General features: G+C 70.3%; 20 protein-coding genes and 1 riboswitch. Of the genes, 5 read left to right on the top strand and 15 right to left on the bottom strand.

Annotated features, from left to right (window positions below; genetic code table 11):
• Positions 1-4: 4 nt before the first annotated feature.
• Positions 5-1,198 carry a MerR family transcriptional regulator gene (locus tag ACZ4Z4_RS37475; RefSeq protein WP_468338088.1) on the bottom strand — a complete coding sequence of 398 codons (1,194 nt, stop codon included), beginning with the start codon at positions 1,196-1,198 and terminating at the stop codon, positions 5-7.
• Positions 1,199-1,201: 3 nt separating this feature from the next.
• Positions 1,202-1,891 (bottom strand): HEAT repeat domain-containing protein, encoded by a 690-nt coding sequence (locus tag ACZ4Z4_RS37470; RefSeq protein ID WP_468338085.1) that lies wholly within the window; start codon positions 1,889-1,891, stop codon positions 1,202-1,204.
• Between the two features lie 221 nt (positions 1,892-2,112).
• On the opposite strand from ACZ4Z4_RS37470, the gene ACZ4Z4_RS37465 reads away from it, so the two are divergent.
• Positions 2,113-2,997 (top strand): PhzF family phenazine biosynthesis protein, encoded by an 885-nt coding sequence (locus ACZ4Z4_RS37465; protein ID WP_468338082.1) that lies wholly within the window; start codon positions 2,113-2,115, stop codon positions 2,995-2,997.
• 74 nt (positions 2,998-3,071) lie between these two features.
• On the opposite strand, the gene ACZ4Z4_RS37460 is transcribed toward ACZ4Z4_RS37465, so the two are convergent.
• A complete protein-coding gene (locus ACZ4Z4_RS37460; RefSeq protein WP_468338079.1) occupies positions 3,072-3,875 on the bottom strand; it encodes a CPBP family intramembrane glutamic endopeptidase in 804 nt (267 codons plus the stop codon).
• Positions 3,876-4,043: 168 nt separating this feature from the next.
• On the opposite strand from ACZ4Z4_RS37460, the gene ACZ4Z4_RS37455 reads away from it, so the two are divergent.
• On the top strand, positions 4,044-5,819 hold the full coding sequence (locus ACZ4Z4_RS37455; protein ID WP_468338076.1) for a substrate-binding and VWA domain-containing protein: 1,776 nt from the start codon (positions 4,044-4,046) through the stop codon (positions 5,817-5,819).
• A gap of 28 nt (positions 5,820-5,847) precedes the next feature.
• Here ACZ4Z4_RS37455 and ACZ4Z4_RS37450 read toward each other — a convergent pair whose 3' ends face one another.
• Entirely contained in the window at positions 5,848-7,368 is a 1,521-nt protein-coding gene (locus tag ACZ4Z4_RS37450) for a glutamate-cysteine ligase family protein (RefSeq protein WP_468338073.1), read from the bottom strand.
• 483 nt (positions 7,369-7,851) lie between these two features.
• Here ACZ4Z4_RS37450 and ACZ4Z4_RS37445 point away from each other — a divergent pair, with 483 nt between their 5' ends.
• Both ACZ4Z4_RS37445 and ACZ4Z4_RS37440 read left to right on the top strand, forming a co-directional pair.
• A complete protein-coding gene (locus ACZ4Z4_RS37445; RefSeq protein WP_362995216.1) occupies positions 7,852-8,436 on the top strand; it encodes a hypothetical protein in 585 nt (194 codons plus the stop codon).
• 306 nt (positions 8,437-8,742) lie between these two features.
• Complete coding sequence (locus ACZ4Z4_RS37440; RefSeq protein WP_362995214.1) at positions 8,743-8,949, top strand: DUF5999 family protein; 207 nt, start codon at positions 8,743-8,745, stop codon at positions 8,947-8,949.
• A gap of 144 nt (positions 8,950-9,093) precedes the next feature.
• Here the strand turns inward: ACZ4Z4_RS37440 and gcvP are convergent, their stop codons facing one another.
• Positions 9,094-11,982 carry an aminomethyl-transferring glycine dehydrogenase gene (gene gcvP / locus ACZ4Z4_RS37435; protein ID WP_468338070.1) on the bottom strand — a complete coding sequence of 963 codons (2,889 nt, stop codon included), beginning with the start codon at positions 11,980-11,982 and terminating at the stop codon, positions 9,094-9,096.
• Between the two features lie 189 nt (positions 11,983-12,171).
• Positions 12,172-12,270: riboswitch (glycine riboswitch) on the bottom strand.
• Positions 12,271-12,414: 144 nt separating this feature from the next.
• Between gcvP and ACZ4Z4_RS37430 the strand changes: the two genes are divergently transcribed.
• On the top strand, positions 12,415-12,798 hold the full coding sequence (locus ACZ4Z4_RS37430; RefSeq protein WP_468338067.1) for a PRC-barrel domain-containing protein: 384 nt from the start codon (positions 12,415-12,417) through the stop codon (positions 12,796-12,798).
• A gap of 43 nt (positions 12,799-12,841) precedes the next feature.
• Here ACZ4Z4_RS37430 and ACZ4Z4_RS37425 read toward each other — a convergent pair whose 3' ends face one another.
• The 10 genes from ACZ4Z4_RS37425 to ACZ4Z4_RS37380 all read right to left on the bottom strand — a co-directional run bounded on the left by ACZ4Z4_RS37425 (position 12,842) and on the right by ACZ4Z4_RS37380 (position 22,894).
• Complete coding sequence (locus ACZ4Z4_RS37425; RefSeq protein WP_468338064.1) at positions 12,842-14,314, bottom strand: DNA polymerase IV; 1,473 nt, start codon at positions 14,312-14,314, stop codon at positions 12,842-12,844.
• A 37-nt stretch (positions 14,315-14,351) separates the two neighbouring features.
• Positions 14,352-14,969 carry a MerR family transcriptional regulator gene (locus tag ACZ4Z4_RS37420; protein WP_468338060.1) on the bottom strand — a complete coding sequence of 206 codons (618 nt, stop codon included), beginning with the start codon at positions 14,967-14,969 and terminating at the stop codon, positions 14,352-14,354.
• A 169-nt stretch (positions 14,970-15,138) separates the two neighbouring features.
• On the bottom strand, positions 15,139-15,612 hold the full coding sequence (locus tag ACZ4Z4_RS37415) for a bifunctional nuclease family protein (RefSeq protein WP_063795355.1): 474 nt from the start codon (positions 15,610-15,612) through the stop codon (positions 15,139-15,141).
• 74 nt (positions 15,613-15,686) lie between these two features.
• The gene (ftsR, locus tag ACZ4Z4_RS37410) at positions 15,687-16,430 is read right to left on the bottom strand and encodes a transcriptional regulator FtsR (RefSeq protein ID WP_468338057.1); all 744 of its coding nucleotides are present in this window, start codon (positions 16,428-16,430) and stop codon (positions 15,687-15,689) included.
• A 43-nt stretch (positions 16,431-16,473) separates the two neighbouring features.
• The gene (locus tag ACZ4Z4_RS37405; protein WP_468338326.1) at positions 16,474-17,442 is read right to left on the bottom strand and encodes an FHA domain-containing protein; all 969 of its coding nucleotides are present in this window, start codon (positions 17,440-17,442) and stop codon (positions 16,474-16,476) included.
• A gap of 82 nt (positions 17,443-17,524) precedes the next feature.
• Positions 17,525-18,355 (bottom strand): DUF881 domain-containing protein, encoded by an 831-nt coding sequence (locus ACZ4Z4_RS37400; protein ID WP_468338054.1) that lies wholly within the window; start codon positions 18,353-18,355, stop codon positions 17,525-17,527.
• 5 nt (positions 18,356-18,360) lie between these two features.
• On the bottom strand, positions 18,361-18,693 hold the full coding sequence (locus ACZ4Z4_RS37395) for a small basic family protein (protein ID WP_003988855.1): 333 nt from the start codon (positions 18,691-18,693) through the stop codon (positions 18,361-18,363).
• Positions 18,690-19,589: a DUF881 domain-containing protein gene (locus ACZ4Z4_RS37390; protein ID WP_362995199.1), complete on the bottom strand. Its 900-nt coding sequence runs from the start codon at positions 19,587-19,589 to the stop codon at positions 18,690-18,692. The genes ACZ4Z4_RS37395 and ACZ4Z4_RS37390 overlap by 4 nt, the downstream gene beginning before the upstream one ends.
• 88 nt (positions 19,590-19,677) lie before the next feature.
• On the bottom strand, positions 19,678-22,173 hold the full coding sequence (locus ACZ4Z4_RS37385) for a sugar phosphate nucleotidyltransferase (RefSeq protein ID WP_468338050.1): 2,496 nt from the start codon (positions 22,171-22,173) through the stop codon (positions 19,678-19,680).
• 112 nt (positions 22,174-22,285) lie between these two features.
• A complete protein-coding gene (locus ACZ4Z4_RS37380) occupies positions 22,286-22,894 on the bottom strand; it encodes a CDP-alcohol phosphatidyltransferase family protein (RefSeq protein WP_362995195.1) in 609 nt (202 codons plus the stop codon).
• Between the last annotated feature and the right edge of the window lie 194 nt (positions 22,895-23,088).

Here is a 23,088-nt window from a genome sequence, read left to right as displayed (position 1 = left end):
CTCCTCACCGTGCCGCGCGCAGCCTCAGGAGATACGTCGCCGTGAGCGCGACGGCACGGTCCTCGTCGTGCGAGAGGTCTTCGAGAGCGCGCGACGTCGTGGCGCCCGGGATGTCCGCGAGCGCCTGCGTCAGCCGCCGACGTGCCGCCGGTTCCGTGGCGCCGTGGGTCAGGCGGTCGACGAGCCCGGTGGCGATCCGGTCCGCCAGTGCGGGGTCGCTCGCCAGCGAGCTCAACGCGTCGGCCGCGTCGACATCGCTCACCCGGCCGACGCCACTCACCCTGCCGGTGTCGCTCACCCCGCCGACATCACTCACCCAACCGACGCACCCCTCCCCGTCGACGCCGCTCCCCTCACCGCCATCACTCACCTCACCCCCACCGCTCACCTCACCGACGATCAGATCGATGAGCGTCGGAATCGCGTCGGCCTCCCCGCGCGCCCCCAGCGCCAGAGCCGCGTACCCGCGTACCACCAGGTCGGGGTGGGCGAGCATGTCGCGCAGCAGGGCGACCGCCGCCTCACCGTCCCCCAGCGCGGCGAGGGCCTGGGCGGCGCGCTTGCGCACCGCGGCGACCGGGGATTCGAGCCCCTCCGCCAGCAGCGCCAACGCACCCCCACCCGCACCTCCCCCCTCTCCCGCGTCTCCACCCCGGCCCCCGCTCCCGCCCCCGTTCCCGCCTGATTGCGCCAGAGCCCACCGCAGAGCCCCGGCGACATTCGGGTCCCCCTCGTTCAGCACCGCCTCGACCAACGCCTCTACCGGCACCGGGGCCTCCTCCACCGAGGACAGGGCCGCGCGCTGCCGCGCCCCCGCGCTCTTCGACCCCAACCCCTGGAGCAGGGCGACGATCTGGAGGACGTCCTCCCAGCCCGCGGGCTCCGCGGCACCGATCCGCCGGAGCCGCGTGAGCAGTTCCATCTCGCTCGCGATGCGTTCCCGCGTCTGGCGGACGAGGTCGTCGACGAGATCCGCGGGTGTGAAACCGGGATCGTCGAGCGCGCGCCCGACCTCGCGCAGCGACAGCCCAAGCGACCGCAGGCTCTCGATATGGAAGATCCGCCGGATGTCGTCCTCGGAGTACTCCCGATAGCCGCCGCCGGTGCGCCCCGTCGGCCGCACCAGACCGAGCGAGTCGTAGTGCCTGAGCATGCGGGCGCTCACCCCGGACCGTCGTGCCACATCACCGATCAACACGGCCTAAGACTCCTCCTGACCACCCGTACCGAGGGCCACGACGCGCTTGGCCTCCTCGATCGCGAATTCGAACCCGGCCTCCGGGTCGCGCAGCAACCGCTCCGTGGCGATCGCGTGCTGGCGTACGCGCGGGTCTGGACCCGTCGCCGCGGCGCGCAGGACCGGCACGATCACCTCGCCGAGCGCGATCAGCGCCCGGCTGAGGCTCAACTGCGTGTCACGCCCGCCGCGCCCGAGCTGCGCCGCCAGTACGTCGGCCAGCTCCGCCTCCTCACCCTCGGGTACGAGCACGACCGCCGCCCGCCAGGCGCTCCGCGCCACCTCGTCGTCGGGGTCGGCCAGCAGCGCCCGGGTGACCGCCGGCCACGCCCGCCGGTCCGCGATCTTGGACAGCGTGTGCAACGCCTGGCTTCGCGCCTGCGCGCCCTCCGTACGGAGTTCGGCGACGAGCCGGGGGACCGTCAGCTCCACCGGATGGCGGGTGAGCGCCCATGTGAGCATTTCCCGTACGTAGAACTCGGCCTCGACCGCGCACCGCTCGACGAGCCGGTCGACGAACCGGGGGTCAGGGGCCGTGCCGACCGCCAGCGCCGCTTGCAGCCGCACCGACGGACTGCCGTTCTCCAGCCCTCGGAGAGCTCGCGCCGTCTCCGTGCCGCCCTGCGGCTTCGTACCCTCTTCCGACATGGTCATGGGGACCACCTCCTCGGCAGAAGTGAAGACCTTGTCACGGTGTCAAGGTCAAACAAACATCCGAGCCCAGCGACCACCCGCCACCCCAGCACCAGTCACCAAAGACGGCGCCACAAGCGACACCCACCCCCTCCCTCCAAGCCAATCACCTCCGAAAACCAGGCCAGCCACCCCGAATTGGCCTTACCGACGACACTCCCCAGCCCTCTACCGTGACGCCCATGCCTACTTCCGAAGCCGCACCCCGCTCCCACGCCCACACCGACGCCAACGCCGACACCCCCTCCCGCACCCCCCACCGCATCCGCGTGGTCGACGCCTTCACCGACCGCCCCTTCGCCGGCAACCCGGCCGGTGTCCTGCTCCTCGACGCCTTCCCCGACGACACCTGGCTCCAGCACGTGGCCGCGGAGGTCAACCACGCCGAGACCGCCTTCGCCCACCCGCTGCCCGCCGGCGGCGAAGCCGACTGGGCGCTCCGCTGGTTCACCCCCGCCACCGAAGTCGACCTCTGCGGCCATGCCACTTTGGCCACGGCCCACGTCCTGCACACCACAGGTGCGGCCTCCGGCACCGTCCGCTTCGCCACCCGCAGCGGCGTCCTCACCTCGACCGCGCACGAGGACGGCTCGCTCACCCTCGACTTCCCGACCGCCCCGCTCACCGCGACGGAGCTCCCCGAGGGCATCACGGAGGCACTGGGCGCCGAGCCGCTCGCCGTGTACGACACGGGCCGGAACCTCGGCGATCTGCTGGTCGAGCTCGCCGACGAGAAGACGGTCAGGTCGCTCACCCCGGACCACAAGGCCCTCGTCCGCCACTCCGAGCGCGGCATCATCGCCACCGCCGTGGCCGAGGACCCCTCAGCGGGCTACGACTTCGTCTCCCGCGGCTTCTTCCCGCGCGTCGGCATCGACGAGGACCCGGTGACGGGCAGCGCCCACACCGCCCTCGCCCCCTTCTGGTCCGAGCGGCTCGGCCGCACCGAACTGACCGGGTTGCAGGCCTCGGCCCGCACCGGCCTGGTCCGCACCCGGCTCCGCGGCGAGCGCACCCTCCTGACGGGCCACGCGGTCACGGTCATCGAGGGCGACCTCCTCGCCTGACGCCACAACGCCAACCCGGACACCGCCACTACGCCCGGAGGAACACCGCCACAACGCCAAGCCATGAACGCTGCCTACGAAGGCGTAGGCAGCCACCCCACCTTCCCCGCGAGCAGCGCGTAGCCGACGAACGCGCCGATGTCGAGCAGCGAGTGGGCCACGACCAGCGGCCCGACCCGGCCCCACCTGCGGTAGAGCAGCACGAAGACCACACCCATCGCGAGGTTCCCGACGAAGCCGCCGATGCCCTGGTACAGGTGGTACGAGCCCCGCAGTACCGAGCTGCCCACCAGCGCGGCCATCGGCGTCCACCCCAATTGGCCGAGCCTGCGCAGCAGATATCCGACGACGATGACTTCCTCGAGTACCGCGTTCTGCACCGCGGACAGAATGAGGACGGGGTACTTCCACCACACGTCCGGCAGCGCCTCGGGCACCACGGTGAGATTGAAGCCGAGCCCGCGGGCCGCGAGGTAGAAGGCGATCCCCGTGCTGCCGATCACCGCGGCGATCGCGGTGCCGCGCCCCAGGTCCGGCCACGGCCTCGTCCGGTCGAAACCGATCGTCCGCAGCGCCGCCCTCTCCCGCAGCAGGAAGTGCGCGACCAGCGCGACCGGCACCAACGCGGTCGTGATGCCGAACAGTTGCCACGCGAGATCAAGCCACGGCCGGCCCGGCGCCGCCGACGCGTTCATCGTGGCCGCCTGGTCCTTCAGGCCACCCGGTCTGGTGACCGAGCCCACAAAGCTGATCAGCGCGGACACACCGCTGGCCCCGAGCGAGACGGCCAGGACGAGCAGCGTCTCGTCCCGCAGCGTCCGCCGCGAAGGTCCGTCCGCCGGAATAGAACCGGCCATCGGCCCCGGCTCCGCTTGCACTTCCGCCTCCAGTTGAGTAATCCCGCCTCATCCCCATCTGCGTCCCGCTAGGGTCTCGAAAGAAGTTACGAAGACCGTGCGCGACAGGCCGAGGGGGACGACCGCCGGTTGTGGGCGTACAGCCCCCTCTTTCCTTGCCACATCGTTCAAGGAGGGGGCACCACCGCCATGGGACGTCACAGCTTGCCCGATGAGCGCGGGACGGCGGCGGCCGACCCCCGACCGCGTGCGCGCGGCCGCGCGGTCGCCATCGCCACGGCGCTCGCCCTCGTGGTCGCGGGCGGCGCGGCGGCGGCGGTCGGCGGCGGACTGCTCTCCTTCGGCGGCACCTGCGGCGACGACACGGTACGCCTCGACGTCGTCGCCGCACCCGACGTGGCCCCTGCCCTGCGCGAGGCCGCCGACGTCGCCCGCGAGAAGGAGATCACCTCGGACGGGCACTGCATCGACGTACGGGTCACGGCACGCGACTCGTACGAAGTAGCGACCGAACTCCGCGCGGGCAAGGGCGATCCGGCGTACGACGTGTGGGTGCCGGACTCCGACCTGTGGGTGCAGCGCGTCGGGCTCGGCGCCAGACAGACCAAGATCGCGCCCGCGGGCAACATAGCCTCGTCGCCCGTCGGCATCGGCATGATCCCGTCCGCCGCCGCGGCGCTGGGCTGGCCCAAGAAGACGTATGACTGGCCACGGTTGATGGCGGCCGCCCTGAAGGGCGACAAGCTGCGCCTGGGCGCCGCCGACCCGGCACGCAGCGCGACCGGCCTGCTCGCCCTCGCCAAGCTGGGCGCCTCCGCGCAGAAGCAGGGCGGCGAGGACGGCGCCACGAAGGCCGCCGCCATGGCGAAGGCCCTGTCGACCCGCACGACCGACAGCGACGGCCGGCTGCTGGAGACCCTGGCCCGCGACGGCTCAGGAGCCGAGCAGGGCAACCCGCGCCGCAACCAGGCCCTGATCCTCTCCGAGCAGGCCGCGTACGCGCACAACGCCTCGGCGGGCGACGAGAACAGCCTCGACCTGTTCTACCCCGAGGACGGTTCGCCCCGGCTCGACTACCCGTACACGCTCGTCGAGGACGACCGGATGTCCACCGACACGAGCCGTGCCGCCCTGCGCTTCATGACGATGTTCAGCGATGACGACGGCCGCCGGATCCTGACCGGGCACGGCTTCAGGACCGACCCCGACCGGCCGTCGGAGAAGCTGGTCGCCGCCGCCGGCGGCCGCACCCCGCAGCCCTACGCCGAAGAGGCCACGGATCCGCCCTCGGACAAGCAGCTCCAGGAGACCCTGGGCATGTGGACGATCACGGTGCAGAGCGCCCGCCTCAGCACCGTCGTCGACGCCTCGGAGTCCATGCGGCAGCCCGTCCCCGGCCGCGGCCAGTCCCGCATGGAGGTCACCAAGGCCTCCCTCTTGCGGGCCCTCGCGGGCTTCACCGACGAGGACGAGATCGGCCTGTGGGAGTTCGCCACCCGCCTCGACGGCAGCCGCGACTACCGCGAACTCCAGCCGACCCGGCGCCTGGGCGACCGCAAGGGCAGCGTCACCCACCGCGACAGGCTGTCCGCGGCCTTCACCGCCCTGCAACCCGTGCCGGGCGGCGCCACCGGTCTGTACGACACGACGCTCGCCGCCTACAAGGAAGCCCGCTCCACGTACGCGCGCGGCAAGTTCAACGCCCTCGTGATCCTGACGGACGGCGCCAACCAGGACCCGGGCAGCATCTCGCGCGGCTCCCTCATCGCCCGCCTGGAGGACCTCGCCGATCCCGAGCGGCCGGTGCCGGTCATCGCCATCGCCGTCGGACCCGACGCGGACAAGGACGAGGTCCAGCAGATCGCCGCGGCGACCGGCGGCTCAGGCCACCAGGTGGACGACCCGACGCAGATCCACGCGGTCATCCTGAAGGCGATCATGGAGGCGGGCAGCGCCCGGGGCTGAAGCGCCACCACCACCGCCCGGAACCCTGTCAGCTCAGTGGTACCGCCGCCTCCCGAAGCCCCACGGGCCACGTGTGCACCGGCTCACCCGCATGCATCAGCCGGCAGTACCGCTTGGTGGTCTCGGCCAGCGCCTCCTCCCTGGACAGACCGGTCTCCAGGGCCTCGTGATACGCCCTCGCCTGCCACGACGCGCCGTTGACCCGCCGCCGGCACCGCTCCTCGATCACCCCGAGGTACAGATCCCGGTCGGCGGCCTCCACACCCCACGCGTCGAGCCCCGCGGCCGCGAGCGGCAGCAACTCCTCGCGTACGAGCCGGACGGCCGCCACCTCGACGAGCCCGCCGAGCCTGCCGCGACGCGGCCACCGCAGCGTGGCGTCGATACCGTGGCGGCACGCGACGTCGAAGTTGTGGGCCGCGGCCTCGAAGGGCAGCCGGGACCAGACGGGCCGCGCCTCCTCGGCGAGGGCCCGCACGAGCCCGTAGTAGAAGGCGGCGTTGGCGATGACGTCGGTGATGGTGGGACCCGCGGGCAGCACCCGGTTCTCCACGCGCAGGTGCGGAACGCCGTCGGCGATGCCGTACACCGGGCGGTTCCAGCGGTACACGGTGCCGTTGTGCAGGACGAGTTCGCCGAGGCGCGGCACACCGCCCGCGTCCAGGACGCCGAGCGGGTCCTCCTCCTCCAGCAGGGGCAGCAGCGCGGGGAAATACCGCAGGTTCTCCTCGAAGAGCTCCAGCGGTTCGGTGATCCACCGCTCTCCGAACCAGGTGCGCGGCCGCACGCCCTGCACCTGTAGCTCGGGCGAGCGTGTGTCGGTGGACTGAAGGAACAGCGGCGGCCGGGACTCGCGCCACAGTTCGCGGCCGAACAGGAACGGCGCGTTGGCACCCACGGCGACCTGGGCCGCGGCGATCGCCTGCGCCGCGTTCCACACATCGGCGAACCGGCCCGGGGTGACCTGGAGGTGCAACTGCACCGAGGTGCACGCCGCTTCGGGGGCGATCGACGCGGAGGTGCAGGTCAGCCGCTCCACGCCCTGGATGTCGAGGGCGAAGTGCTCGCCGCGCGCCGCCACGATCTGGTCGTTCAGGAGTGCGTAGCGGTCGACGTCCGAGAGGTTCCCGGAGACCAGATCGGCGCGGTTCAGCGTCGGCAGAATACCGATCATGACAATTCCGGCGTCGAGCTCGTTGGCTTTCCTGTGGGCGTAGTTGAGGCCGGTGCGCAGCTCTTCGGCGAGCCGGTCGAGAACACGTCCACCGAGCCGGTGCGGGGCAATGTTCACTTCCAGATTGAACATTCCGAGTTCCGTCTGGAAATCCCGGCTCGCGATGCGCTCGAGAACCTGCGCATTCAACATCCTCGGCAGCCCGTCGGGCCCGGCGAGATTCAGCTCGATCTCCATGCCCATCAGATTCTTGGGCCGATCGAATCGCTGCTCCGCCAACAAACGCTCCAGCCCCGTCAGGCACTCTCGGAGCTTGCCCCGGAAGTGGTGCCGGTCGGCCAGGTCGAACGTGCCCGCCACGACCTTCTCCCCCATCGAAGCATCCCTCCTCGATCGGGCAGCCAAGGGTCCGGCCGCTGTGTACGAGGGATGATGCCCAGGCAATGTGATCGATAACGCCCCGGCGCGTGCCACCGGCGGGTAGGCTCGGCGCAAGTGGGGTCCGGCACATTCGCCAGGCATGCGGCAGGATGAAGATTCCCTTCCGATGCGCCTGGTCAAAAGCACCGGCAGAAATCGGCCGACCGCGTTTTCGGAGTACGCCGAGGTCATGCGGGACGAGCCCCCCGCGAAATCGGGATAAAGGCCTCACAAGGACGACTCATTAAGTCCTTGCCCGTAATATGCGAAGCGCCTAGATGAAACACTGCTCGAACACGTCTCGTATAAACTGCGCAATCTAGGCAGAGAGTTGGCGCTCGCGGCACCGGCCCCCGCCCCTCTGACCCAGAGCTGACAGCGCCGTCACGCACCTGCCCCCGCTCCACTGTGCCTGTCGAATGAGAGAGGCGACCCACCATGCCGCTGCATGTCCCCCCGGCTCCAGCGCCCGCCCTGCGCAGCGTCCTCGCGGCACTCGGTTCCCCCACAGCCGTACGCGAGGCCCGCACGCCGTCCCTGCGTACCGCACAGGGACCGGCGAGCCCCGAACTCCCCCTGCCGGTCCACGTGTTGGACCGCATCACCCCCGAGGGCACCTCGCCCACCCGACTCGCCGGCTGGCGCTTCCTCATCCGCTGCGGCGAGCGCGCCGTCGCCGCGGCCGACACGATGCTCACACCGGACGGCTGGGCGTTCTCCCACTTCTTCGAAGGGCCGTACATCGCCTCCACCGAACGGGCCCTGCGGCACGCCGAGGCCATGCCGATGCCCTGCCAGCCGCGGCTGCTCTCCGTGCCCGAGCTCTACATGCTCACGCTCTGGCTGCACCGGGACTGCACGGACGACGGCGCCGAGGGCCCCCTCGCCGCCACCGACCTGCTGGTGCCGCTGGCGCCTGCCCCGCCCGGCATCGCGGCCCACCGCCCGCACCGCGTCGCCGAGCTGCTGCCGATGCTCAACCACCGTCTGACACCGGCACCGCTGCTGAGCTCACCCGCCTGACAGCGCCTCCGCCGCACCCCGTGCCCCGCCGCCCCGGCCGCGGGGCACAGCGCTGCCCCACCCAGGTGGACTAGCCCGGTCGGGCCACCCCGAACCACCCGAAGGGACAGGGAAGTTGGACTGAACCGTCCGGCCGGGTGATACGTCATTAAGCAGTAGGATCCGCTGCGGCAAAATCCCTGCGGATTGACGCCCGGAGGGCAACACTGGGATCGGACCGACTACAAACGGGGGGCGGTTATGAACACCGCATCGAGCCACAGGACCGACGTCACAGCCATCTCATCGCAGCGAAAGAACCCTTCCATGTGCCAGCACCAACCCGCGTGCCCGACAGCCGACTCCGCCGACCGGGAAGCCGCGCTCCTCATGGCGAGCCACCCGGAGCAGGGCTGGAGCCTGCTGTGCAACGGCGTCCTGCTCTTCGAGGACACCGGTGAGCTGCTGCCGGACGGCCAGATCATCGCCCCGCACCGACCGCTGGGCACCGACCAGGTCATGACAGCCGCCTGAGCACCGACGGCACATCCGCGCGACCGCACCACACCGCAAGTCCGCAATAGCGCACCACCGCACCACCGAACAGACGAGGGGCCGGCCCGGAGAGAACTCTCCGAACCGGCCCCGCCGCATGCCCGCTCCACACGGGCGCGGGCATCAGTCCTCGTACGCATCCAGCGGCGGGCAGGAGCAGACCAGGTTCCGGTCGCCGTACGCCTGGTCGATACGGCGCACCGGCGGCCAGTACTTGTCCGACGCCACGACACCGGCCGGGAAGACGGCCTCCTCACGGCTGTACCCGTGCTCCCACTCGCCGCTCAGCGCGGCGGCGGTGTGCGGGGCGTTCCGCAGGGGGTTGTCGTCGGCGGCCCACTCGCCCGAGCCGACCTTCTCGATCTCCCGGCGGATGGCGATCATCGCCTCGCAGAACCGGTCGATCTCGGCCAGGTCCTCGCTCTCCGTCGGCTCGATCATCAGGGTGCCCGCGACCGGGAACGACATGGTCGGCGCGTGGAAGCCGTAGTCGATGAGCCGCTTCGCGATGTCATCGACGCTGACACCGGTCGCCTTGCTGAGCGGCCGCAGATCGACGATGCACTCGTGCGCGACCAGGCCGGCCGGACCGGTGTAGAGCACCGGGTAGTGCGGCTCCAGGCGCTTGGCGATGTAGTTGGCGGAGAGCACCGCGACCTGGGTGGCGCGCTTGAGGCCCTCGCCACCCATGAGGCGCACGTACGACCAGGAGATCGGCAGGATGCCGGCGGAGCCCCACGGCGCCGCGGAGATCGGGCCGACGCCGGTCGCGGGGCCGGCCGCGGGCTGCAACGGGTGGTTGGGCAGGTACGGCGCGAGGTGCTCGCGCACACCGACCGGACCCACACCCGGACCGCCGCCGCCGTGCGGGATGCAGAACGTCTTGTGCAGGTTCAGGTGCGAGACGTCGCCGCCGAAGTGGCCCGGCTTGGCGAGGCCCACCAGGGCGTTGAGGTTGGCGCCGTCGACGTACACCTGGCCACCGGCCTCATGCACCTCCGCGCAGATGTCGGCCACGTGCTCCTCGAAGACGCCGTGCGTCGAGGGGTACGTGATCATCAGGACGGCCAGCTCGTCGCGGTGCTTCTCGATCTTGGCGCGCAGGTCCTCGACGTCGATCTCACCGTCGTCGGCGGTCTTCACGACGACGACCTTCATGCCGGCCATGACGGCGCTCGCGGCGTTCGTGCCGTGGGCGGAGGACGGGATGAGGCAGACGGTGCGCTGCTCGTCGCCGTTGGCCCGGTGGTAGCCGCGGACGGCGAGCAGACCGGCGAGCTCGCCCTGCGAACCGGCGTTGGGCTGGAGGGAGACCTTGTCGTAGCCGGTCACCTCGGCGAGCCGCTCCTCCAGCTCACGGATGAGCGTGAGGTAGCCCTGGGCCTGCTGGGCGGGCGCGAAGGGGTGCAGCTGGCCGAACTCGGGCCAGGTGACGGGCTCCATCTCGGTGGTCGCGTTGAGCTTCATGGTGCAGGAGCCCAGCGGGATCATGCCGCGGTCGAGCGCGTAGTCCCGGTCGGCGAGCTTGCGCAGGTAGCGCAGCATCGACGTCTCGGAGCGGTACTGGTGGAAGACCGGGTGCGTGAGGTAGTCGTCGCCGCGCAGCAGGGCCTCGGGCAGCGTGTCCGCGACGGAGGCGTCGAGCGCCTCGACGTCCGCGTCGACGCCGAAGGCGCCCCAGACCGCGCTGAGCTGCCGGCGCGTGGTCGTCTCGTCGCAGGACAGGGAGACGTGGTCGGCGTCGACGAGGTGGATGTTGACGCCACCCTCGCGGGCGGTGGCCACCAGCTGCGCGGCCTTGCCGGGCGCCCGCACCGTGAGCGTGTCGAAGTAGGCGCCGTGGACGACCTCGTAGCCGCCCCCGGTGAGACCGGCGGCGAGCAGGGTCGCGTAGCGGTGGGTGCGCCGCGCGATCGCCTTCAGGCCGTCGGGCCCGTGGTAGACGGCGTACATTCCGGCCATGACCGCGAGCAGCACCTGAGCGGTACAGATGTTGCTGGTGGCCTTCTCACGGCGGATGTGCTGCTCGCGGGTCTGCAACGCGAGCCGGTAGGCCTTGTTGCCGTCGGCGTCGACGGAGACGCCGACGAGCCGTCCGGGCAGGCTGCGGGCGAACTTCTCGCGGACCGCCATGTAACCGGCGTGCGGCCCGCCGAAGCCCATCGGCACGCCGAAGCGCTGCGTCGTGCCGACGGCGATGTCGGCGCCCAGCTCGCCGGGCGAGGTGAGCAGCGTCAGGGCGAGCAGGTCGGCGGCGACGGTGACGACGGCACCGAGCTCGTGGGCCTCGTCGATGAGCGGCTTGATGTCCCGCACGGCACCGGAGGCGCCCGGGTACTGGACGAGCACGCCGACGACACCGCGCTCGGCGACCTCGGCCGGAATGCCCCGGCTCAGGTCGGCGACGACGACCTCGACACCGGTCGGCTCGGCCCGGGTCTCAATCACGGCGATGGTCTGCGGCAGCGCGTCGGCGTCGACGACGAAGACGCCGTTCTTGACCTTGCCCATGCGCCGCGACAGGGCCATGGCCTCGGCGGCGGCGGTGCCCTCGTCGAGGAGCGAGGCTCCGGAGGTGGGCAGGCCGGTCAGCTCGGCGACCATGGTCTGGAAGTTGAGCAGCGCCTCCAGGCGGCCCTGCGAGATCTCGGGCTGGTACGGCGTGTAGGCCGTGTACCAGGCCGGGTTCTCCATCACGTTCCGCAGGATGACGGGCGGCGTGAAGGTGCCGTAGTACCCGAGTCCGATCATGGAGTCGAGGACCTGGTTCCGGTCGGCGAGGGAGCGCAGCTCGGCCAGCACCTCGGCCTCGGAGCGCGCGCCGGGCAGCTTCAGCGCTTCGGCGTTCTTGATCACATCCGGCACCGCGGCGGCCGTCAGCTCGTCGAGCGATCCGTACCCGACCTGGGCGAGCATCTTCGCCCGCGCTTCCGCATCGGGCCCTATGTGCCGCTGCTCGAAGGGGATGCCCTGCTCAAGCTCCGAGAGCGGGATGCGATGGGTGGCAGTCATTGCGGAGGCCTCCTGGTCTGCACGACCTGCGAGGGGTACCACGGCGCGGGTACCCGGACGGCCTCCCCCTCTGTCATCTCAACCTGAGAGCTTCACAGACCCGCCTGTTTCGACAGATCTGCTTTCACCGTCGGTGAGGAAGGGTTCCGAACGTGCCCGCCCGACGCCCGCCCTGCTTTCCAGAGTGACCTCGTCCGTGCGGTACGGGTGCCTGAGAGATTCCGGGGAGGATTTGCTCCTTCGGCGCCTCCGGGATCACCTCCCGGAGAGCTCTCCCGCACGGGGTCAGCAGCCAAGCGCCAGCCTACCAGCGAGGACCCCGGCCGTTCCCTCGAGTGGCCACCTGCCCCGAAGTGCTCTTTCGTAGTGACTACGAATGATTAAAGATGAGTTACGCCCGTTTTCGACGAGCCGCGACCAGCTGGAGGGCCCGTGCAGACCGATATCGATCCGCGCAACCTGATCGGCCGCAAGGCGTTCGACCGGAACGGGACCAAGATCGGCACGATCGACGAGGTCTACCTCGACGATGCCACCGGCGCCCCGGAGTGGGCCGCCATACGCACCGGCCTGTTCAGCCGCGACGCCTTCGTCCCGCTGGAGCCGAGCGAGCTGGCCGCGGACGGCACCCTGCACATCCCCTTCGACCGCGCCCTGATCAAGGACGCCCCGGACTTCGGCGTGGGCCGCCACCTCTCCCCCGAGCAGGAACTCCAGCTCTACCACCACTACGGCCTGGACACGACACCGCCGGACACCCCGCAGCCCCCGCCGGACCAGGACTTCGGCCGCATCGCCGGCACAGAAGCCCCCTGACCGCCGGACAGCGCCCCCCGGGCCCCAGCAGAGTGTCTTCGGATCAGCCGGGGCGCTCCACCGCCGCCCGAGCCGCTTCGGAGGCCGTTTCGAGCCCTGCTCCGGCCGCTGTCATGCGCCGCGCCCCGGCCGCGACCAACGGCAGCGGTTCAGCGGGCTCCAGCTCCGGGTCGTCCGTCCGGAACGTCCGCACCCGCCCCGGCGGCGAGTCCGGCGTCTCGAAGCGCACCGTCACCCGCCCGAGGCCGCTCCCTTGCACCCAGCCGTGCCCGTACTCGGCATGGCGCACGTCGTGCCCGGCCGGCCACCGCCGCTCGGCCGGCACCACCGCCTCCGCGGCCGGCTCCGGATCCTCCGCGGCCACTTCCCCCGCCGCCGCACCTTCGGCTCCCTCCCCCGCGGCCCCTGACACCCCCGCCTCAGCGGCCAGGGCCGCCTCGGCAGCCTGCGCCTGCGCGAAGAGGTCCTCCTGCGTGTAGTCCGCGAGCCCCGTGACGCCCACTCCGAGCAGCCGCACCCCTCCCGTGGTGTCCACGGACTCCAGCAGCCGCGCCGCGGCCTCCCGCACCACTCCCGGGTCGTCGGTGGGCCCGCGCAGCGTCTCGGACCGCGTCAGCGTCGAGAAGTCGAACCTCCGCACCTTGAGCACGATGGTCCGCCCCGAGTGCCCGGCCGCCCGCAACCGCTGCACACACCGCTCCGCGAGCCGCCCGACCTCCGTCCTGACCCGCACCCGGTCGTGGATGTCCACGTCGTACGTGTCCTCGACGCTGACCGACTTCGACTCCCGCTCGGCCACCACGGGCCGCTCGTCGTGCGCGAGCGCCATCGCGTACAGCGAGCCCCCATGGGCCTTCCCCAGCAGTCGTACGAGCTCGTCCTCACCGGCCTCCGCGAGCTCCTCGACCGTCGTGATCCCGGCCCGCCGCAAATGGTCGCCCGTAGCAGGCCCCACCCCGGGCAACGTCCGCACGGACATCGGCCCCAGCAGGGCGCGCTCCGTCCCCGGGGTGATCAGCACGAGGCCGTTCGGCTTGGCCTCCTCCGAGGCGATCTTCGCCAGCATCTTGGAGACGGCGAGCCCCACCGACCCGGCGAGCCCCGTCACCGCCCTGATGTCCGCCCGCAGCCGCTCCCCCACGGCCCTGGCCGACTCCTCGTCATCGGCGACGCCACCGGCCTCCAGGTCCACGAAGGCCTCGTCCAGGCTGAGCGGCTCCACCAGCGGCGACAGCTCCCGCAGGAGCCCCATCACCTGCTCGCTGATCTCCCGGTACAGCCCGAAGCGCGGCACGAGATACGCGGCGTTCGGCGCCAGCCTGCGGGCCTGCCCCATGGGCATCGCCGAGTGCACCCCGAAGCGCCGCGCCTCATAGGAGGCGGTCGCCACCACACCCCGCGGCCCCAGCCCGCCCACGATCACGGCTTTGCCACGCAGGCTGGGCTTCGCGGCCTGCTCCGCGGACGCGTAGAAGGCATCCATGTCCAGATGCAGGATCGTCGGGGCGCTTCTCACATCTCCGATGCTGCCCTACGCCACTGACAACGCGGCCTCAGACCGCCTTGTTGCGCCTTCGGGCCAGCTCGTCGGCCGGATTGTGCCCGATGAGCGTCTCTCCGGTGTCGATGCGCTCGCCGTGCAGCTGGGACAGCGCGGCCTCGACGTCCTGCCAGACGACCCCCACGGCGATCCCGAAGACCCCCTGCCCGCCCTGGAGCAGCTCGTGGACCTCACTGGGGGACGTGCACTCGTAGACCGTGGCGCCGTCGCTCATCAGCGTCATCCGCTCCAGGTCGCGGAACCCGCGCTCCCGCAGATGCTGCACCGTCGTACGGATGTTCTGCAACGAGACCCCGGTGTCGAGGAACCGCTTCACGATCTTGAGGACGACGACGTCGCGGAAGCTGTAGAGCCGCTGCGTCCCGGAGCCGCCCGCGGCCCGCACGCTGGGCTCGACCAGGCCGGTACGGGCCCAGTAGTCGAGCTGCCGGTAGGTGATGCCCGCGGCCGCGCACGCGGTGGGACCGCGGTAGCCGACCTGCTCGGATTGCTCGGACGTGGTGTCCCCGCTCCCCTGGACCGCCATCGGTCGATTCGGAGAGTGACCGGCCGCGCCGCCGTGGAGCGGGTACGGACCGCCCATCGCCGTACCGTCGCCGCTGCTTCTCACGCCGACCTCCCTCCTTGACCTGCCTTCTCGACGGTAGGCAGTCGCCAGGGGCTCGTCAACGATCGCCACACTCGGCACGCCGAGTGATAATCACCCTGAGAGTGGTTTCCCGTACCTCACCGCGGGGAAAGGCTAGCCGAATGGTCCCACGCGGGCCGCCGGAAGCGGCTCACTGGCTGTTGGTGCCGAAGTCCTCGGGCGAGATCTGGTCGAGGAACTCGCGGAACTTCTCCACCTCGTCCTCCTGCTCGTCGGGGATGGCGATGCCGGCGTCGTCCAGGACGCCGTCGCTTCCGAAGATGGGCGTCCCGGTGCGCAGGGCCAGCGCTATGGCGTCGGACGGACGCGCGCTCACCTCGACACCGCTGGCGAAGACCAGCTCCGCGTAGAAGACGCCTTCGCGCAGGTCCGTGATGCGCACTTCGGAGAGCTCCTGGCCCACCGCTTCCAGCACGTCCTTGAACAGGTCGTGGGTCAGCGGCCGTGCGGGTGCCATGCCCTGCTGCGCGAAGGCAATGGCGGTCGCCTCACCTGGTCCGATCCAGATGGGGAGGTACCGGTCGCCTCCCACTTCACGCAGGAGCACGATCGGCTGGTTGGAGGGCATTTCGACCCGGACACCTACGACGTCGAGCTCGTTCACACAGCAACCCTAGGACGTGGCTGGCAGGTTTGGGTAGTCGGGCACCCGCCGAGTACCGGACGGGACCGGGCGAGTCAGGGCAATCTGATGCCGAGCGCCATCTGCACGAGCGCCGAGTGCAGCCGCCCCGTCAGGCCCGCCAGCTCTTTGGCGCGGGCCTCGGCATGGGCCCTGGTCTGCGGATTGCGGTGCCGCCGCAGCGGAGCGACCACCTGCTCGACGAGCCCGGCCTCACGCTCCGCGGCGGCCTTCATGGCCCGCAGGTGCCGCGGCTCGATACCGAACCGGCCGAGTTCCACCACGAGTGAGGCGACCGTGACGGCCTCCGCGTCGTACCCGCCGTCCGGCAACGGTGCGACGAGGCCGTACGCCTCCCACTCGGCGAGCTGTACCTCGTCGATCTCGGCGGCCGCCAGCAGCTCGGCACGGCCCAGACGGGCCACCGTCGGCCCCTCGGCCTCGCCGGGGCCCTGAGCGTCACCGGCGTCCCCGTGACGCCCCAGGGAGGGCATCGGGGGCTTCTCACCGCGCTCCAGCGCGTCGAGGTGCTCACGGATGACCTTGAGCGGCAGATAGTGGTCCCGCTGCATCCGCAGGACGAGACCGAGCCGCTCGACGTCCTCCGGGCTGAACTTCCGGTATCCGGAAGGGGTGCGCTGGGGCTCGATGAGCCCCTCGGACTCCAGGAACCGGATCTTGGAGATCGTGACCTCGGGAAATTCGGCACGCAGTTCGTTCAGCACGGTGCCGATGCTCATCAGTCGGCGGTCCGCGGAGGCGGTGCCGTGACCGGCACCGCCCCTCGGTGTTTGAAGCATGGACCTTCCCTGGGGATCCCCCCGGACGGCGTCTGGGGGAGGGTCAGATGCCGACGGCCCGCTGGCTCGCGTAGAAGACCAGTCGGTACTTGCCGATCTGCACCTCGTCGCCGTTCGACAGCGAGACCGAGTCGATCCGCTCCCGATTGACGTACGTGCCGTTGAGGCTGCCCACGTCGGCGACGGTGAAGGAGCCGTCCCCGAGGCGACGGAACTCCACGTGGCGACGCGACACCGTCACGTCGTCCAGGAAGATGTCGCTCTGCGGGTGACGCCCCGCCGTGGTCAGCTCACCGTCGAGCAGGAAACGACTGCCCGAGTTCGGGCCGCGGCGCACCACGAGGAGCGCCGAACCGAGCGGTAGCGCGTCGACGGCCGCCTGCGCCTCCGGGGAGAGCGCGGGAGACGGGTTCGTACCCGTCGCCTCGGCGTCGTAGGCCTCCAGGCCCGAGATGGAGATCGTCGAGGTCGTCTCCGACGCGCGCTCCGGCGCGGCGCCGGCCCGCAGCGGCGCACCGCAGTTGGAGCAGAACCGGCTCGCCTCGGCGTTTCGGTTACCGCACCTCGTACACACCAGCGCCATGGACGGGTCCTCCTGCCGTGGCCGCCCCGCAGGGGCGTTCGATGCGTACGGGTCGGAGGCATACCCTCCACCCGCACTTGAGGTTGAAGGTTCTCCGAAACCTATGCGTCCGGGACCGGCAGGGTCAACAGACGACGCGCCCTGTCCGCCCGAAATGTCACCGCCTGGACCAGCGACCTGATCGCGGAACATCGGGCGCCCCGCGCCCTGCTCCTCGGCATCTCCTTGGCGCGGAGCGCGGTGCCGGGCAGTGGCCGGATTGCCGCTGTCCTCTCGAGCGCTCTTGCCGAACAACTTCGCAAACAACTTCACGGGCGATTCCCCTTGACCGAAACAGACCCGCCCGTGGGGCAGGACGAACCCTGATTGCACACACCGGCATTCGTCGGTGAGCCAGACATCCTCACAACGTCCGTGGCCACCAAACAGTTTCCACCACGCACCACGCTTCCGGTGCGCCGACCCCCCGCAACCTCATGCCCCTGCCCGACGACCCTCATGCGTCCGCCCCTCACTGGGAGGACGACCGAGCGTAGTCAGGCCGCTTCGCAGGTCGCAAGGCGTCCACGACGATCTTCTCCGAGCGTTCCACGGTGACCGTGGCCTGCTCCTTCTCCAGAGTCTGCACCACGCCTCCCGGGATGTTCAGCGCAGGTTCGAGATCCTGCGGCTTGCCGATCACCTTGAAGAGGTACGGTTCGCCGACCTTGCGGCCGTCCACCCGTACTCCCCCGCCGCCGGCGTCCGACAGATAAGTGTTCGCGACGACGCGTACGTCGTTGATCTGGATCGCCTCGGCGCCCGCGGCGCGCAGCTCCTGAATGGCGTCGAGCAGCATGTCCGCCTCGATCGCCCCTTTCCTGTCCTCGATGGTGAGCGTGATGCCGGGCCCCTGGGCCGCCACCGTGCCTGCCAGGATGCCGAGTTGCCGCTCCCGCTCGACCGTCTGCTTGCGCGCCTCCTCGGCCTGGTCCGAACTGTTCTCCAGTCCGGTCCGCTGTTCCTCGAGGCGTCGCTTCTCTTCTTCCAGACGCTCGGTACGGTCATCCAGTTCATCGAGGATGCGTACGAGATCTTCTTGTCTCGCGCCGCGCAGCGCGCTGCTGTCGTTGTTGGACCGCACCTGGATGGCCAGGCCGAGGCCCAGCACGAACAGCAGCAGGGCGACGATGAGTTGGGGCCGGGTCACGCGCGGCGGCCACAGGCCCTTCACCAGCCGCTGACGGCCGGTGAGCGGAGGCTTTCCCCCTGGCTCGGCGGACGCGGGCTTCTCGGGCGCGCTGGGGACCTCGGCGGGCAGTTCCTTGCGCCGGTTGTACTCGGGCCTCTCGTCGGCACTCATCGGCGTCACGCCCTGAAGACGTGGCGGCGGATCGCCGCGGCGTTGGAGAAGATCCGGATGCCGAGGACCACGACGACGCCGGTGGACAACTGGGCGCCGACGCCGAGCTTGTCGCCGAGGAAGACGATGAGCGCGGCCACGACCACGTTCGACAGGAACGACACCACGAAGACCTTGTCGTCGAAGATGCCGTCGAGCATCGCCCGCAGCCCTCCGAACACGGCGTCGAGAGCCGCGACCACGGCGATCGGAAGGTACGGCTCGACCACCGCCGGAACCTCGGGCCGAACCAACAATCCGGCCACGACTCCCACGACGAGGCCCAGTACGGCGATCACGATGTGCCCTTTCCTGCCTTCGGCTCTGCTGTTCGTACGGTCACGCTCGGCGCAGCCGGCAGCCGAAGCTCGTCCGACACGGAGATGCTGGTCCGGATGCCGAAGTTCTCCTGCAAGGCATGCAGGTACTGACCGTCACGGCTGTTCTGGAAACGGGTGCTCATGCGTTTCCCGTCGCCCACCGCGAGCACCGTATACGGCGGCACCAGCGGTCTGTTGTCGACCAGTATCGCGTCACCCGCGGCCCTGATCGCCGACAGGGCGGTGAGCCGCTGGTCGTTGATCGAGATCGCCTCGGCGCCCGACTGCCACAGGCCGTTGACGACACGCTGCATGTCGCGGTCGCGCACCCGCCCGGTGTCGGAGAACCCGGAGCTCTCGCGCGGTCCGCCGCCGCCCTGGTCGGCCTGCTTCTTGTCGTCCACGACGAGCTTCACGCCGGGCCCCTGGGCTTCCGTGGCTCCGGAGAGGAGGCCCAGCAACTCGCCCTGGCTGCCGCCGTGCTGCTTCAGCGCGGCCCGCTGCCGCTCGCCGACGTCGTCGCGGAGCTCGTCCACGTCGTCCTCGAGCCGGTCGGCTCCCGCCGTCGCCTCTTCGACGCGGTCGATGAGCTCCTCGCGCTCCTTCGCCAGCACCGGCGCCTCTATCCGCGCCTGCGCGGCCCCCACGGTGACGACCAGCGCGGCGAGCACGAGCCCGGCCGCGAGCCCGAGTTTGGCCCGCAGCGGACGGGGGACACCGCTGTTCCCCCTGGCCTGCTTGCGGGCGGCGGCCTCCGCGTACCCCTCGTCGAGGCTGTGGTCCATGACGGTGGTGAGCAGCGACATGGACGCGTCCGGGCGCCGGGGGCGCGAGGGGGTGCTCCGAACGGGGGGCTGCTGCGGCATGCCGCACATCGTCGCACGTCGGGGGCGCTACCTCCGAATGGCCCCACCGACGCGCCGGGCAGCACCCGTTGTGGGTGCTGCCCGGCGCTCGGAAACGTCAGCGACCTGCGCTGTCCACCACCGCGGACCACTCGTCGAGCAGCGCCTGGGCGGACGCGTCGTCGGGTCCCTCGGCCCACAGATGGGTGACGGCCTCGGCCGGGTCGGGCAGCACGAGCACCCACCGTCCGTCGGCCTCCACGACCCGCACACCGTCGGTGGTGTCCACGGACCGCTCGCCGGCCTCCTCCACCACGCGCCGCATCACGAGCCCCTTGACCGCCCACGGGGTGGCGAGGTCCCGCCGCAGCACATGGGCGCGCGGGATGCGCGCGTCGATCTGGCTCAGGGTGAGCTGCGTACGCGCCACAAGACCGATGAGCCGCACGAACGCCGCGGTGCCGTCGAAGACGCCGCTGAACTCGGGGACGATGAAGCCGCCGCGCCCGTCACCGCCGAAGATGGTCGAGTCGGCCCGGCCCACCCTCGTCAGGTCGTCGGGCGACGTGGTCGTCCAGTCCACCTGCGTCCCGTGGTACGCGGCGACCTGCTCGGCGATGCGCGTCGTCGTCACCGGCAGCGCCACCCGCCCGCTGCGCCGCTCGGCGGCCACCAGGTCGAGCATCACCAGCAGGGCCCGGTCGTCCTCGACGATCCGGCCCTTCTCGTCGACGAGCGAGAACCGCTCGCCGACCGGGTCGAAGCGCACTCCGAAGGCGGCCCGGGCGGATGCCACGATCTCCCCGAGCCGGACGAGGCCCGCCCGGCGGGACTCGGCGGTCTCCGTGGGCCGCGACTCGTCGAGCCCCGGGTTGATGGTCAGCGCGTCCACCCCGAGCTTGCCGAGGAGGCTCGGCAGTACGAGACCGGCGCTGCCGTTGGACGCGTCGACGACGACCTTGAGCCCGGACTCGGCGACGCCGGTCGTGTCCACGTTCCGCAGCAGCGACCCCGTGTAGGAGTCGAAGACGCTGGACGGGAAGTGCAGGTCACCGATCTCCCCGGGGAAGGCCCGCCGGTACTCCTGGCGCGCGTAGACCCGGTCCAGCTTCCGCTGGCTGCCCTGCGAGAGGTCCCCGCCCTGCTCGTCGAAGAACATGATGTCGACGGAGTCCGGCACCCCGGGCGTGGTGCGGATCATGATGCCGCCGGCGCTTCCTCTGGCCGTCTGCTGGCGCGCGACGGGCAGCGGCACGTTCTCCAGATCTCGTACGTCGATGGCGCTGGCCTGCAACGCCGAGATCACCGCCCGCTTCAGCGCCCGCGCACCTCGTGAGTGGTCACGCGCCGTGGTGACGGTGGACCCCTTCTTCAGGGTCGTCGCATAGGCGCCGGCCAGGCGCACGGCGAGCTCGGGCGTGATCTCCACGTTCAGGATTCCGGAGACACCGCGCGCCCCGAAGAGGTGCGCCTGTCCGCGGGACTCCCAGATGACCGAGGTGTTGACGAAGGCGCCGGCCTCGATGGTCTTGAAGGGATAGACCCTGACGTTGCCCTGGATGATCGATTCTTCACCGACGAGGCACTCGTCGCCGATGACCGCGCCGTCCTCGATGCGGGCCGCGCGCATGATGTCGGTGTTCTTTCCGACGACGCAGCCCCGCAGGTTGCTCTGCTGCCCGATGTAGACGTTGTCGTGCACGACGGCCTTGTGCAGGAACGCGCCGCTCTTGACCACGACATTGGAGCCCACGACGGTGTGCTCGCGGATCTCGGCGTCCGCTTCGATCTTGGCGTAGTCCCCGACGTACAGCGGTCCGCGCAGGACGGCGTCGGGATGCACCTCCGCACCTTCCGCCACCCAGACCCCGGGAGAGATCTCGAAGCCGTCCAGCTCGACGTCGACCTTGCCCTCGAGGACGTCGGCCTGCGCCTTGACGTAGCTCTCGTGCGTGCCGACGTCCTCCCAGTAGCCCTCGGCGATGTAGCCGTAGACGGGCTTGCCTTCCTTCATCAGCTGCGGGAAGACATCTCCGGACCAGTCGACCGGCACATCGGCCTCGACGTAGTCGAAGACTTCGGGCTCCATGACGTAGATGCCCGTGTTCACCGTGTCGGAGAAGACCTGCCCCCAGGTCGGCTTCTCGAGGAAGCGCTCGACCTTTCCTTCTTCGTCGACGATGGTGATGCCGAATTCCAGTGGATTGGGTACGCGCGTCAGGCAGACGGTGACAAGCGCGCCCTTTTCCTTGTGGAAGGCGATCAGATCGGTGAGGTCGAAATCGGTCAGAGCGTCACCGGAGATCACGAGGAAGGCGTCGTCCTTCAGCGCTTCCTCGGCGTTCTTCACACTGCCTGCGGTACCGAGCGGTTTCTCTTCGTTGGCATAGGTGAGCTCCATCCCAAGCTCTTCGCCGTCGCCGAAGTAGTTCTTGACGAGAGACGCCAGGAACTGCACTGTCACTACGGTCTCGGTGAGCCCATGCCTCTTCAGCAGCCTAAGCACGTGCTCCATGATCGGCCGGTTGGCCACAGGAAGGAGCGGCTTGGGCATGCTCGAGGTCATGGGGCGAAGGCGTGTGCCCTCACCGCCGGCCATCACGACGGCCTTCATGTCGGAAGCGTCCTCCTCATAGACGACGATTTAGCCGACCAGCCCACCTGAATGGACCCGCACATGTCGGATGCGGGCCCATGGAGCCTCTACAGCCACCGAATCGGCGAGCTCAATCGGCTGGGTTGTCCGCCTTGACAAGTCGGCGGACCTGAACCACATATAGGATCCCTGCCCACCAATACAGCGTTGTACCCCATCCGGCGAACGCCCATCCGAAAATAGCAGCGGGTGTGGCGATCCAGCCACTTGCGTCGCTCAGGAGCAGTAGTGGAAAGGCGTACATCAGGTTGAAGGTGGCGGCCTTGCCCAGGAAGTTCACCTGGGGCGGCGGATAGCCGTGGCGCCTGAGGATCCCGACCATGACCAGCAGAACCAGCTCGCGCAGCAGCAGCGCCGCGGTCAGCCAGAGCGGCAGAATCTCCCGCCAGGTCAGGCCGACCAGCGTCGAGAGGATATAGAGCCGATCGGCGGCAGGGTCGAGGAGCCGGCCGAGCTTGCTGATCTGGTTCCAACGGCGCGCGAGCTTGCCGTCGAGGTAGTCACTGACGCCGCTGAGCGCCAGGACCAGCAGCGCCCAGCCGTCACTGTTGGGCCCTCCGAACTCGGGCCTGAGGATCAACCACAGGAAGAGAGGTACGCCGGCGAGGCGCGCCATGCTGAGGATGTTCGGGATGGTGAGGACCCGGTCCGTCTGGACACGAGTCTCCTGGACCTCCACCCGGGGGCCTCCTGTGGGAAAGAGCCAATGATGCCCCCTGACCCTACCCTCAGTCGCGGCACGTCGGTGCGGAGGGGTACCCGGGCCCCGGGCCACCAGAACGCAGAAAACCCCCGCACCATAAGGTGCGGGGGTTTCCCATTCAAAAGGAGTTCGGCGGCGTCCTACTCTCCCACAGGGTCCCCCCTGCAGTA

The sequence above is a fragment of the Streptomyces sp. NPDC030245 genome (assembly GCF_055572995.1).
Note: the sequence above shows the minus strand (reverse complement) of the source record. Positions and strands in the feature narration are given on the sequence as shown.

What these genes read in the sequence shown, in the direction of transcription:
- ACZ4Z4_RS37470 (WP_468338085.1), bottom strand. Translation starts at nt 1,891, where the DNA reads ATGACCATGTCGGAAGAGGGTACGAAGCCGCAGGGCGGCACGGAGACG.
- ACZ4Z4_RS37465 (WP_468338082.1), top strand. Translation starts at nt 2,113, where the DNA reads ATGCCTACTTCCGAAGCCGCACCCCGCTCCCACGCCCACACCGACGCC.
- ACZ4Z4_RS37455 (WP_468338076.1), top strand. Translation starts at nt 4,044, where the DNA reads ATGGGACGTCACAGCTTGCCCGATGAGCGCGGGACGGCGGCGGCCGAC.
- ACZ4Z4_RS37450 (WP_468338073.1), bottom strand. Translation starts at nt 7,368, where the DNA reads ATGGGGGAGAAGGTCGTGGCGGGCACGTTCGACCTGGCCGACCGGCAC.
- ACZ4Z4_RS37445 (WP_362995216.1), top strand. Translation starts at nt 7,852, where the DNA reads ATGCCGCTGCATGTCCCCCCGGCTCCAGCGCCCGCCCTGCGCAGCGTC.
- ACZ4Z4_RS37440 (WP_362995214.1), top strand. Translation starts at nt 8,743, where the DNA reads ATGTGCCAGCACCAACCCGCGTGCCCGACAGCCGACTCCGCCGACCGG.
- gcvP (WP_468338070.1), bottom strand. Translation starts at nt 11,982, where the DNA reads ATGACTGCCACCCATCGCATCCCGCTCTCGGAGCTTGAGCAGGGCATC.
- ftsR (WP_468338057.1), bottom strand. Translation starts at nt 16,430, where the DNA reads ATGCTTCAAACACCGAGGGGCGGTGCCGGTCACGGCACCGCCTCCGCG.
- ACZ4Z4_RS37400 (WP_468338054.1), bottom strand. Translation starts at nt 18,355, where the DNA reads ATGAGTGCCGACGAGAGGCCCGAGTACAACCGGCGCAAGGAACTGCCC.
- ACZ4Z4_RS37390 (WP_362995199.1), bottom strand. Translation starts at nt 19,589, where the DNA reads ATGTGCGGCATGCCGCAGCAGCCCCCCGTTCGGAGCACCCCCTCGCGC.
- ACZ4Z4_RS37385 (WP_468338050.1), bottom strand. Translation starts at nt 22,173, where the DNA reads ATGAAGGCCGTCGTGATGGCCGGCGGTGAGGGCACACGCCTTCGCCCC.